Here is a 12,084-nt window from a genome sequence, read left to right on the forward strand (position 1 = left end):
GGCTTAGTTATTGGAAAAACTCTTATTTTTATGACAGACAGCGCGAATCAAGGCATTGACCGAGCTCCTCGCCGATTGTTGGTGACGGGCGGGGCTGGATTTATCGGCTCGAATTTTGTGCATCACTGGTGCAGCAGCTATCCGGGCGATCGAGTAGTCGTACTCGATGCTTTAACCTACGCCGGAAACAGACAAACCCTGGCAACTTTGGAAGGAGGCGAAAATTTTCGATTTGTGCAGGGGGATATTTGCGATCGTACCTTAGTCGATACCTTGCTCAAAGAAGAAAACATCACCACAGTCGCGCACTTTGCCGCAGAATCCCACGTTGACAGGTCAATTATCGGGCCTGCCGCCTTTGTTCAAACCAACGTTGTCGGAACCTTCACACTTTTAGAAGCCTTCCGCAAGCATTTTGAAGCCATTGATGAGGCATCTCTCAAAACCCAAATGCGCTTCCTCCACGTTTCTACCGACGAAGTTTACGGCAGTCTCAGCCCCGATGACCCAGCCTTCACAGAAACAACGGCCTACTCGCCCAACAGTCCCTACTCAGCCTCCAAAGCTGGTAGCGACCACCTCGCCCGCGCCTATTTCCACACCTACGGCGTCCCGACAATTATCACCAACTGTTCCAACAATTACGGCCCCTATCACTTCCCAGAAAAGCTCATTCCATTAATGTGCATCAATATGTTATTGGGCAAACCGCTGCCAGTATACGGCGACGGTCAAAACGTGCGAGATTGGCTCTACGTTCTCGACCACTGCCGCGCTTTAGATGTCGTTATTCACCGTGGTCAGCCTGGGGAAACCTACAATGTTGGCGGCAACAACGAGGTAAAAAATCTCGATTTAGTGAAAATGCTGTGTCAGCTAATGGACGAATTAGCTTCTGATTTACCCGCCCGTCCTTGCGAACAATTGATCGCATTTGTCAAAGACAGAGCCGGGCACGATCGGCGTTATGCTATTGATGCCACCAAAATTAAAACAGAGTTAGGTTGGACTCCCTCAGTAACCGTTGAAGAAGGTTTGCGACAGACTGTAGAATGGTACTTAGCCCATCGGGAGTGGTGGGAACCCCTGCTTTCGGAGGAATATCAAACTTACTACCGGAAAGTCTACTCTAACTAATCTCCTCCTGGACGCACCGGCTACAAAAAACCAGAACCAGTAAAAAACTGGTTTTCCAGCTCAAGAGTGCGTCCAACAAAGGTTTCTGTCTTGCCTTCAAGCTTTACATTTAAACTCTCGCCGCAGAAACCGGGTTAGAGAAAGGAAAATTTTTAGTTGAGTGCGATCGATCTGAGTTAAAAAACCTGTTTTCTTTTGTCTTTGCTCCTAACTTCAGATTTAATTAGGTGAAGGTAGATATCACACATATTTGCTCTTGTCAATCTTTGTGAAGATTTAGTGAAAAATCATCCCAAACGCATAAATTTAAGTGTTTGTAGCTGATAATTTTAATAGAGTTACAAGCTTAAGCATTTTAGAAGCTTTTAGGAAAAACAAAAAGCAGCAATGACCGAAATAAACTCGCTCAAGCACATCCAAGAACCTAAATACTGGCTGTTAGGCATCGCCTCCGGTTTGATTGCCATACACCTAACTCTGACTTCCAGAACAAACGACACTGACCTGTTCGGTACAATGTTACTGTTTTGGGGAGTCGTAGCATTTCTAATTTGGGAAAGGCACGAGTCTTTAAATTTTGAAAGCGGAATTTTCGCCAGCTTTTTTGGGACAGCGTTAATTGCTTTAATATTGCTCAAAAGTTCGTCGATATCGGGATACGACTTTTTTATCCGAGCAACGCCTTTTTTGTCTGGAATCAGTCTCGCCTTGCTGGCTTCCGGCACAAAAGGACTGAAACAATATTGGCAGGAACTTCTAATTCTTGCGTATACAGCTATTCCTCCCGGATTGATCGGAGTATTTGTTGATGTTCCAAAATTAACAGCTAAATTTTCAGCTTTCATCCTGCACTATGTAGGATTTGAAGTAGTGCGGAAAGGGGTTTTTCTAATCCTAGAAAAGGGAAGCGTGGAAGTGAATCACGGCTGTTCCGGGGTGAATGCGATGCTACAATTGTTAGGACTATCTCTGGTTTTCTTACTGATGTTTCCTACCACTACGGGTCAGAAAATGGTATTGCCATTCGTGGCAATAATTACTGCATTTGTAGTGAATGCCGCGCGAGTTGGTCTCCTGGCCGTGCTGGTATCGCTATCTCAACCCGAAGCATTTAAATACTGGCACGAAGGAAATGGTTCGGTAATATTTTCGATGATTGCTGTATTTATTTTCGGGTTATTCTGCTGGTTTGCAATTTTGAAAGACCAACCCCCAAATCAGGAAGGACAGAATTGCTAATGGCTATTACCTCTTGGAAACCACTTAGGCTTTCCCTGTTGGCTGTTACTTTGGGAGGGGTTTTGTTGGTTGCCGGAAAGTTGGTTTTCTATCCATCGGACGGCAAGAATGTGGCAACCCCGTTTGAGTTTCCCGAGTCGGTGCCTCTAGCCGATTGGAAACTAAACAAGAGCGCGCTTCTGGAAATCAAGGAAAATTCAGAATTCAAAGCTGCCAGGAAATATGAATATCAAAAAAATAGCATGGCTCTAGAAATAGAGATGCGCTATGCAGTAGACACCATTGGGGATGTGGAAGGTATGATGAGGGGACATACTGTTCTCAAGTCGTCTCCTGGTAAACTAGCATTGGCAAACACTCAAGGCGCGGGGTTTCACGGAATTTTGCAACAGCAAAATCGACTGTATTTGAGTTCGTGTATCAATCCTAATGGCAGTGCTACAGTAACTTCCCAACAGTTTAGATATAATCGAAATACTCGAGATTGGCAGCCAAACCGTATTCTGTTTTGGTTGTTGGGTAGGGGAAATATTCAAGACCGGCGCTGTTTGTGGACTCAGATGTCTGTGCCTTTGGATAAAACAAATCCAGAAGATGCCAAAAAAATTCTAGAGAATGCTTGGGTTTCTTGGTATGAGTGGTGGCAGCCGCGATTCCCCGAACCTTGACTCGATTCAGTCGATTTTAGCTTTTAGCTTTTAGCTTTTAGATTTAATCCACAGGTGAATCTGGAAGCTTGAACAAAAGTCTAAAATGTTTGACTATCCACGACTTTGGTCGGGGGCTTGTATCCGTTCTTGGGCGGCGTCAAGAGAGATTTTTCTTAACAACAACTCTGATTATTTTATGAATGACTTACAAGGCGAACAAGGTTTTTCTATCTACAGACTGCGTTGGATTGGCTACGGTCTATTAATTTTGTCTGTATTAGATACGATTGCAGTTCTTATACCAGCCAATTTTGGCAATCGCCTCTGGGAATTGCAAACGATTGGGGCTGTAGTGGAACGGGTGCCAGTTCCTTTACTGGCAATGGCGCTGATATTTTTTGGAGAAGGGTACGACCGCAGAGGTTTGGAAGACCTTTTTTTGAAGGTTTTGTCTTGGGTTTGTCTGCTGCTAGGTCTGGTTTTTCTGTTGATGCTACCTTTGGGAATTTTTGGCACTATCTACGTCAACAATCAAAACAACCAGCAAATTACTACTCAAGCAAACCAACAATTAGCTCAGTTGCAGCAGGTGGAAGAACGGCTGAATAAGGGTAGTCCTGAAGATTTAAGGAATTTAGCGGGGGAACTTACCCGTTTGGGGGTACAAGCGGATACGCAAAACCCACAGCAATTGAAAGAGCAAATTCTTTCGAGAATTACTCCGGCTAGGGAACGGTTACAGACGCAAAGTGCTGCGGTTCAGCAAAGTCAGCGCGTGGGGTTATTTAAAAATGCTGTTAAGTGGCTGCTGGGCGCGCTGATTTCTAGTGTTTTGTTTTTTACGCTGTGGCGCGGTACTGACTGGGCTCGGTAGTAGTTTTGAGTTTTGAGTTGCGAGTTTTGAGCTAGTAAGGTGCGCCTAGCGCACCCGGAGAGACTTGTTGAGGACTAAGGTGCGCCCTGCCCTGTACATGCAGCCCGCGTCTTGGTGGTTAAAAAGACCCTCAAACCCTGGAAATTTCGTTGGGGGCAGCGCTCCCTCTTCTTCTTTTCAAAAGATATTATCGGTAATAAATCTTGTTTATTGCCGATAGCCAACACCGAGAATGAGGCAAATCGGTTGTTAGCGCAGCCCTCGAAGAGGAACGCACCTTGACCAAGAAACTGGGTACAAGCCTCGCCCTTTTAGGGCGACTTTAGTTAAAACTTGTGAATAAGCGTTCCGGCCTTTCTTCACGACTGTATAATCAGAGTAGGAGGATAGAGCAAGTGTTTAACTTAACCTACGAGTACAAATTAAGACCAACGCCAGCGCAAGCAGCCATTTTTGAAGATTGGCTGGAACAGTGTCGTCGCGTTTATAACTACGCGCTGGCAGAGCGCAAGCATTGGTTTCATTCTCGTAGTTGCCAGGTTAACGCTTGCTCTATCCGCTCTGAATTTATTATTGGGGCCGAAACAAAACGACCAACTTATGCTAGTCAGTGCAAGAACTTAACCGCAGCCAGGGCAAGTATATCGGCTTTGGGTGCCGTTGCCGTACACGTTTTGCAACAAACATTGAGACGGCTTGAAAAAGCGTTTGTCAGTATGTGGGAACAAAAGCACGGTTTTCCTCGCTTTAAAAAAGCGGGAACAATGCGGTCTTTTGTCTTCCCTCAATTGGGGGTTGATCCGGTTCAGAATGGAAAAGTAAAATTACCCAAGATTGGATTGGTTAAACTTCACCAATCGCGTCCTATTCCTGATGGGGCAACTATCAAACAAGCCAGAATCGTCAAGAGAGCCAGCGGTTGGTATGTAATGCTAACCCTACAATGGGACGTGTCAGTGCCGTCGGTTATGCCACACGGCGAGGGGATTGGGATTGATGTTGGCTTAACTAATTTCATAGCAACTTCTAACGGTCTTTTAGTCAAGCGCCAAAAGTTTTTTGTTGAGGCCGAACGCAAGCTTAAATTGCTGCAACAGCGCGTCAGTCGGAAAAAGTTAGGCTCAAATAATTGGAAAAAGGCTCAGAAGAAAGTTTCTCAACTGCACGAGGACATTGCAAACTGTCGCCAAGACTGGCACTGGAAATTGTCTCACCAACTCTGTAAAGATGTGGGGATGATATTTGTTGAGGACTTGAACCTAGTAGGATTGTCTAGAGCAATACTAGGTAAACATTGCTTAGAGGCAAGCTGGGGTCAGTTCTTAACAATATTAGAGCAAACCTGTTTTAAGCATGGCGTGTACTTCCAGAAAGTAAGCGCTCATAAAACAAGTCAGATTTGTCCTAGTTGTGGTGTAGAAACGGGCAAAAAAGAATTGTCAGAGCGCACCCACACCTGCTCAAGTTGTAACTACACAACTGATAGGGATATTGCAGCAGCTCAAGTAGTTCTTATTAGAGGACTTGCAGCCGTAGGGCATACGGTCAAGATGCTTTCTGAGGGTAAATTCGTCGGAATCCCGGTGAAGGAAGAATCCTCGTACCTGATAGTCGAGGAGTGTCAAAGTGCTGGCATTGTGCAATCCACAATCTCAAATCTAAAATCTAAAATCTAAAATCCACAATCTAAAATCTAAAATCCACAATCTAAAATCTAAAATCCACAATCTAAAATCTAAAATCTAAAATCTAAAATCTAAAATCGATTGATGGTATTTTCTAGTTTGTCGGCAATGCCTTCTACCCAGTTTTCATCTTGTTTTGTATAGCTGCGGGGCGCGTTAGCACCTAAGATTAAAACGCCTTGGGTGCCGATAGGTTGACAGATGACTCCTTGAGTATTTTCTGGCAAATAGTCAAATTCAATTTTGCCGGGATAAATATTGAGATTTACTAAATAAACTGGTTTATTTTTGTCGAGCACTCGCTGCAAAATCGGCCCCGGTTTGACTTCGGGATTGATGCCTAAAATACCGCGCCGCAATAGGACTTTTCCCTGATACACAATTACGATCGACCTTGTGGCGGTATTTGTCAACAGCAAACGCGACGCCCAGGCTAATTCTATTTTCACAGCCTCCGGCAAATCCGGCGCAAATTCAAAACCTTCTTCGCCGATAAGTTTTACGGAATCGGGCGATCGCGCTTGCACCTGCTGCCACAGCAAACCTGTTAAAATCAGCAAAGCGCTGATAATTACTCCCAAAGCGTCCGATCGAGCTTGAGAATCTGTAATTTGCTCTGTCAGCAACCGGTTTACCATTAGCAGCGTACCTGCTAACCCTCCTGCAACTAAGGGCAATTGCCGCAAAACTTTATTGGGATCAGATTTAGTCATTAGTCATTAGTCATTAGTCATTAGTCATTAGTCATTAGTCATTGGTAATTGGTAGTTGGTAATTTAAGTAATGCCAACTGCCAACTGCCAACTGACTTTATCCTACTTCCCCAATTTCGACAATTCGCTGGAAGAGATAGCCGGTGCCGCGGGCGGTGAGAATTAATTCGGGATTGCTGGGGTCGTCTTCCAACTTTGCCCTCAGCCGCGAGATGTGAACGTCCACTACGCGGGTGTCTACGTGGCGTTCTGGCGTGTATCCCCAGACTTCCTGCAAAATTTCCGATCGCGAAAAAGGCTCTCCAGAACGGCTGACAAGCAGTTCTAACAGGCTGAATTCCATGCCCGTGAGGCGAATTCGTTCGTCGCCTTTGTAAACTTGGCGCTTGTTGGTGTCAATCCTAATGTTGGTGACGTGGATGACTCCAGAACTGGGAATTCCCGATGCGCCGTTTTTGTCAACCCGGCGCAATACCGAACGGATACGGGCTTCTAGTTCTTTGGGAGAGAAAGGTTTGACGACGTAATCGTCGGCGCCCAATTCTAAACCGGTGATGCGATCGGCTACGTCTCCCAAAGCAGTTAGCATGATGATGGGTACGTCTGACTCTTTTCGCAACTCCTGACAGACGCCGTAACCGTCTAGCTTCGGCATCATCACGTCCAAAACCACTAAGTCGGGTTCGGTGTTGCGGAATGTTTCGAGAGCTTCTTCGCCGTCAGCAGCGGTGACGACATCGTAGCCAATCATGGAAAGGCGAGTCTCCAGAATGCGGCGGATACTGGCTTCGTCATCGACTACCAGAATTTTTTCTTTATGGTTTTCCAAGTTACCGAGCACTCCTTAAGTTACATTTCAGATAATGTTATTTTTTTGTACCCTATCATAGAGGACACAAATTGAATCATGGGCGGCGATCGGTCTGAAAGCTTGATAATTGCTTTAAATCAGACTTTTCTAAATGTTAGGGTGACTATTTATCATAGTAAACAATGCCTAAGCCTCGAATACAATATATTTGTCGGGAATGCGGGTATGATTCACCACAATATTTTGGCAGATGTCCTAGCTGTCAGAAGTGGGATTCTTTTGACGAGCAGTTAGAACAACCTACTGCTGGTGTGCCGCGGGCTGGTTTAACTGGGGTGACAACTAAGACAGTGGGCGGTTCGCCCCCTGATAAGTCGAAGGGTCAACCAAGGGTATCTTTCAGATTATCGCAGATTGCTGACCAAACTCAGTCTCGCTGGCCTTCTGGTTACGGGGAACTCGATCGAGTTTTGGGAGGCGGGATTGTTCCGGGCTCGCTGGTGTTGATTGGGGGGGAACCGGGAATCGGGAAATCGACGCTGCTGTTGCAGGTGGCGAATATGTTGGCCCGCAAGGATCGGATACTGTATGTCAGTGCGGAGGAGTCCGGCCAGCAGGTGAAGTTGCGATCGCAGCGTTTGGGGGTGGCTAATCCGGTTGAATTGTCAAGCAACGGCGGGCATAAATCTGGCAGTAACGGGGAAGCTAAAAAGGATTCGGAGGACAATTCAGCGGAGAATTTCTATTTGCTTCCAGAGACGGATTTAGAAGTTGTTTTGCGGGAGTTGGAAGCGCTGAAACCGAATGTGGCGGTGATTGACAGCATCCAAACTATTTATTTTGCTAGTTTAACATCGGCGCCCGGTTCGGTGGCTCAGGTGCGGGAATGTACATCTGCTTTGATGCAGGTGGCGAAAAGGGAAAATATTACTTTATTTATTGTCGGTCACGTTACGAAAGATGGAGCTTTGGCGGGGCCGAGGGTTTTGGAACATTTGGTAGATACTGTACTGTATTTTGAGGGCGATCGCTTTGCTTCTCATCGACTTTTGCGATCGATGAAAAACCGTTTTGGCGCGACTCACGAAATCGGTGTTTTTGAAATGGTAGCCAACGGTTTGCGAGAAGTAGATAATCCGTCGGAGTTATTTTTAGGCAATAGAGATGAATTTTCTCCGGGTACTTCGACGACTGTTACTTGCGAAGGAACTCGACCGATTTTAGTGGAGATTCAAGCATTAGTCAGCCCTGCAAGTTTCGGTTCGCCGCGCCGCACTACTACTGGCGTGGACAATGCTAGATTGCAGCAAATTTTAGCTGTTTTGGAGAAAAGGGTGGGGATTCCTTTATCTAAATTAGATGTGATTTTGGCGACGGTGGGTGGGTTGAAGGTGGATGAACCGGCGGCGGATTTGGCAGTTGCGATCGCCGTTGTGGCCAGTTTTCGCGATCGGGTGGTTGATGCGCGCACTGTTTTGCTTGGGGAAGTGGGTTTGGGGGGACAGGTGCGGCCGGTTTCCCAATTAGAGTTGCGGCTGAGGGAAGCGGCGAAATTGGGTTTCAAAAGGGCGATTATTCCTAAGAATCAACCGGTGCCGGAGTTGGGGATGGAGATTATTCCGGTGGCGAAGGTAATTGATGCAATAATTGCAGCGATTCCTGCTACTCCGGCTCAGTTGCAGTCTGGTGATATGGAATTACAGTCTGTTGATTTGGAGGAAGAGGATTTGTTTAATTGAGTTAGAATTGTGATGTTATAAATTGATAGTAAGGAGGCACGAAATATGTATCAAGTAGACATTATTGAGGCTAAAGAAAAACTTCTGGAATTAATCGAAGTGGCGATGAGAGGCGAAGAAGTGGCGATTACTCAAGATAACCAGCCTGTTGTAAAATGGGTAGGAATACCGCCAGCTAATAAGAAGCGCTGGTCATCCAAAGCTGGGAGTGCTAAAGGAATGGTTTGGATGTCCGATGATTTTGACGAACCGCTAGAAGAGTTTAAGGAGTACATGGAATCAGGTTGTTGTTGGACACTCATGCCTTTATTTTGATGCTGATGCGCGGCTGTGGTGAATTAAGTTAGTGCAAAAATAAAGAGGCAAAAAGGAGGTAATAGCAACGTGAGCGTTAGATTACATCCCCATGCTCGATCGCGATTGATTGAGCGAGGTGCAACTGAGGCAGAAGTAATTGCTACTGTTGAAAGTGGCACAACTTTTCCGGCTCAATTTGGCAGAACCAGATTTAGGCGTAACTTTTCCTTCAATGCTGAGTGGCAGGGAAAAGTTTATGCTATGAAGAAAGTAGAGGCGATCGCAGCTAAGGAAGACGAAGACTGGATGATGAGCGCTGTAATTGTCAATTTTTTTTAGCAGGAGGTTCCCGTGAAACTGACTTACGATCCGAGATACAACGTAGCTTATATATACCTGCAAGAAAAAACCGCACAGGTAAAAACTATCCAGGTTAGCGAGCAAATGAATGTGGATATTGCCCCAGACGGTACTATTTATGGAATTGAATTACTTAATGCCAATCAACAATTAGGGGCGGATAGTCAAGGAAAACTGATTGTTGTCAACGAAGCTTGGGGAGAATCTTCCGAGATTCAGCTTGCACTTTAATGGCATTGAAAACAATCAGTAAAAATGTGGTTGCTGGATGAATGCTAGGAGTAATATCAAATGCTTCAAACTAACTGGCAATGCGTACACACCCTTCACGGACATTCAAGCTCGGTAACTTCTGTTGTCATCACTCCAGACGGACAGACTGTAGTTAGCGGAAGTTCTGATAGCACAATTAAGCTGTGGAACCTCAACACAGGGCAAGAAATTCACACTTTATCGGGACATTCACAAGGGGTTACATCCATTGCCCTCGCCCCTGATGGACAAACTCTTGCTAGTGGCAGTAAGGACAAAACTATCAAGCTTTGGAATCTCAGCACTAAAGAGGAAATTTACACCATCACCGGACATTCAGACATAATTACTTCTGTAGTTATCAGCCCCGACGGGAAGACTCTGGCAAGTGCCAGTGAAGACACAACTATCAAACTTTGGAACCTTAGAAATGGAGAAGAAATTCGGACTTTAAAGTGGCCAGTAGAAGTATTTTATAGTTTGGCTATTTTATTCAGCCCTGACGGAAAGATTCTACTTAGTAGCAGTGCAGATGATTATGTTTCTCTAAGTGCAGTAGCTTTTAATTTAACCACTGGAGATGAAATCTGGACCAAGAATTGGCAGGAGGGTATGGGTACTGTTTATGCGATCGCTGTTAGCCCCGATGGAGAAACTTTTGCGACTTTGCACTGTGTGGGAACTATTAAGCTGTGGAATCTCTACACGGGAATAGAAATCTATACTCTTGCGAAAAATTCAATGGGGGACTTCTGCTTAGCTTTTAGCCCTGATGGGAAAATTTTAGCAAGTGGCGGGTGGGATTCTGGCAGCGAAGAGGATAGTACGGAACCTGGTATTATCGAACTTTGGAATCTCGATACCAGAGATAAAATTTGCAGTCTCTTGGGGCATTCATGGGGAGTTTACTCTGTGGCTTTTAGCCCGGATGGGCAGACTCTGGTTAGTGGAAGTGATGAAAATACTATCAAGATTTGGCAAAGAGATTTATAAGCACGGGAAATTTTGTATAATTTTTAATTGGCCTTTTAACTGAAAAATGAACCAGAGAAAAAAACAGCGTAAAAATCAGTGGTTAAATGAACTAAACGACATCATTCGAGGTGCATCGGGTGGCTTTTTGTTCGGGATTCCGCTGCTTTATACGATGGAGGTTTGGTGGATTGGTTCGTATACTAAACCAGCGGAAATGTCGATCGCGATCGCAACTACCTTTATCGTCGTTTTCTTGCTGACTCGCACAGAAGGTTTTCGCAAAACTAAGGACATCCGCTGGCTAGATGCTGCAATCGATACCGTAGAAGCGATCGCCATTGGCATTGTCTGCGCGGCTTTTGTCCTGTTTTTGCTCAGGGAAATTACTCCGGAGACTCCGCTGCAAGAAACTTTGGGGAAAATCATCTTTGAAGGCCTGCCGTTTGCGTTAGGAGTAGCCCTGGCCAACGGTTTCTTGAGTGGCGATCGCTATCAAAGTTCCGACAGCGACAGCGAACCTAATATTAACCCAACTTTAGCAGATATCGGCGCTACTTTAATCGGCGCGATGATCATTGCTTTCAACATCGCCCCAACAGACGAAATTCCCATGCTAGCGGCAGGTATTTCGCCACCTAGGCAATTAGCAATTATCGCCGCTTCGCTGCTAATTTCCTACGGTATTGTATTTGTAGCCGGCTTTACTTATCAAGCAAAACGGCAGCAGCAGCAAGGGATTTTTCAGCGTCCCCTCAGCGAAACTGTCATGGCCTATTTAGTGTCCCTGGCGGCTTCTGCATTTATGATGTTTTTCTTCCACAAACTTACTTTTGACGACCCGTGGTCGATTTGGTTGAACTATACGTTAGTATTGGGATTGCCGGCGGCTGTTGGCGGCGCGGCGGGGCGGTTGGCGGTATGAGTGAAAGTAATAACGAACCGCAACCAAAAAGATCTCCTGCTGAATGGGTGACATTTGCGATCGCCTGTTCGATCCTTTCTATCCTCATCGGACTCGTACTCTACAACTGGGTGACTAAAAAGCAGGAACCTCCGGTTATTTCTGTCACTCGGAACACGCCTGTTCGCGAAACTCAAGGGCAATTTTACGTGCCGTTTGCAGTAACTAATACGGGCGGCGAAACAGCCGAATCAGTGCAAATTATTGCCGAATTGCGCGTCAATGGTGAAGTTGTAGAATCCGGCGATCAACAAATTGATTTTTTGTCAAGCGGTGAAACTCAAGAAGGAGCTTTTATTTTCAGCCGTAACCCCAGTCAAGGTGAGTTGATTGTGCGATCGAGCAGTTACAAACTGCCTTAACACAGATAAAAATCGGCGGTTAAAACCTT

At 45.5% G+C, this 12,084-nt stretch carries 14 protein-coding genes; 12 read left to right on the forward strand and 2 right to left on the reverse strand.

Annotated features, from left to right (window positions below; all coding sequences use genetic code 11):
- The first annotated feature begins 30 nt into the window (after positions 1 to 30).
- The 5 genes from rfbB (at position 31) to QUB26_RS08140 (ending at position 5,576) form a co-directional block, all read left to right on the forward strand.
- Entirely contained in the window at positions 31 to 1,137 is a 1,107-nt protein-coding gene (rfbB, locus tag QUB26_RS08120; protein WP_333236750.1) for a dTDP-glucose 4,6-dehydratase, read from the forward strand.
- A gap of 387 nt (positions 1,138 to 1,524) precedes the next feature.
- Positions 1,525 to 2,376, forward strand: coding sequence for a cyanoexosortase A (crtA, locus tag QUB26_RS08125; RefSeq protein WP_333236747.1), 852 nt, complete (start codon positions 1,525 to 1,527; stop codon positions 2,374 to 2,376).
- A complete protein-coding gene (locus QUB26_RS08130; RefSeq protein WP_333058145.1) occupies positions 2,376 to 3,044 on the forward strand; it encodes a cyanoexosortase A system-associated protein in 669 nt (222 codons plus the stop codon). Before crtA ends, QUB26_RS08130 begins: the two co-directional genes overlap by 1 nt.
- A gap of 178 nt (positions 3,045 to 3,222) precedes the next feature.
- Positions 3,223 to 3,900, forward strand: a complete 678-nt coding sequence (hpsJ-A, locus tag QUB26_RS08135; protein ID WP_333236745.1) for an HpsJ-like protein, cyanoexosortase A-associated — start codon at positions 3,223 to 3,225, stop codon at positions 3,898 to 3,900.
- A gap of 395 nt (positions 3,901 to 4,295) precedes the next feature.
- The gene (locus QUB26_RS08140) at positions 4,296 to 5,576 is read left to right on the forward strand and encodes a transposase (RefSeq protein ID WP_333236743.1); all 1,281 of its coding nucleotides are present in this window, start codon (positions 4,296 to 4,298) and stop codon (positions 5,574 to 5,576) included.
- Positions 5,577 to 5,656: 80 nt separating this feature from the next.
- On the opposite strand, the gene QUB26_RS08145 is transcribed toward QUB26_RS08140, so the two are convergent.
- Positions 5,657 to 6,298 carry a cofactor assembly of complex C subunit B gene (locus QUB26_RS08145; RefSeq protein ID WP_333154030.1) on the reverse strand — a complete coding sequence of 214 codons (642 nt, stop codon included), beginning with the start codon at positions 6,296 to 6,298 and terminating at the stop codon, positions 5,657 to 5,659.
- Between the two features lie 97 nt (positions 6,299 to 6,395).
- On the reverse strand, positions 6,396 to 7,127 hold the full coding sequence (rpaB, locus tag QUB26_RS08150) for a response regulator transcription factor RpaB (protein WP_071587789.1): 732 nt from the start codon (positions 7,125 to 7,127) through the stop codon (positions 6,396 to 6,398).
- A 164-nt stretch (positions 7,128 to 7,291) separates the two neighbouring features.
- Here rpaB and radA point away from each other — a divergent pair, with 164 nt between their 5' ends.
- The 7 genes from radA (at position 7,292) to QUB26_RS08185 (ending at position 12,055) form a co-directional block, all read left to right on the forward strand.
- Positions 7,292 to 8,848, forward strand: a complete 1,557-nt coding sequence (radA, locus tag QUB26_RS08155; RefSeq protein ID WP_333236741.1) for a DNA repair protein RadA — start codon at positions 7,292 to 7,294, stop codon at positions 8,846 to 8,848.
- Between the two features lie 45 nt (positions 8,849 to 8,893).
- Complete coding sequence (locus QUB26_RS08160) at positions 8,894 to 9,163, forward strand: DUF2281 domain-containing protein (protein WP_333236739.1); 270 nt, start codon at positions 8,894 to 8,896, stop codon at positions 9,161 to 9,163.
- 69 nt (positions 9,164 to 9,232) lie between these two features.
- Positions 9,233 to 9,484, forward strand: a complete 252-nt coding sequence (locus QUB26_RS08165) for a hypothetical protein (protein ID WP_333236736.1) — start codon at positions 9,233 to 9,235, stop codon at positions 9,482 to 9,484.
- Positions 9,485 to 9,496: 12 nt separating this feature from the next.
- Positions 9,497 to 9,736 (forward strand): DUF2283 domain-containing protein, encoded by a 240-nt coding sequence (locus tag QUB26_RS08170; RefSeq protein ID WP_333236734.1) that lies wholly within the window; start codon positions 9,497 to 9,499, stop codon positions 9,734 to 9,736.
- A 60-nt stretch (positions 9,737 to 9,796) separates the two neighbouring features.
- Entirely contained in the window at positions 9,797 to 10,750 is a 954-nt protein-coding gene (locus tag QUB26_RS08175; protein ID WP_333236731.1) for a WD40 repeat domain-containing protein, read from the forward strand.
- Between the two features lie 46 nt (positions 10,751 to 10,796).
- Positions 10,797 to 11,654, forward strand: coding sequence for a TIGR02587 family membrane protein (locus QUB26_RS08180; protein WP_333317434.1), 858 nt, complete (start codon positions 10,797 to 10,799; stop codon positions 11,652 to 11,654).
- Positions 11,651 to 12,055 carry a TIGR02588 family protein gene (locus QUB26_RS08185; protein WP_333317436.1) on the forward strand — a complete coding sequence of 135 codons (405 nt, stop codon included), beginning with the start codon at positions 11,651 to 11,653 and terminating at the stop codon, positions 12,053 to 12,055. Before QUB26_RS08180 ends, QUB26_RS08185 begins: the two co-directional genes overlap by 4 nt.
- Positions 12,056 to 12,084: the final 29 nt, after the last annotated feature.

Source organism: Microcoleus sp. B4-C1, assembly GCF_036705285.1.
Classification (GTDB): Bacteria; Cyanobacteriota; Cyanobacteriia; order Cyanobacteriales; family Microcoleaceae; genus Microcoleus.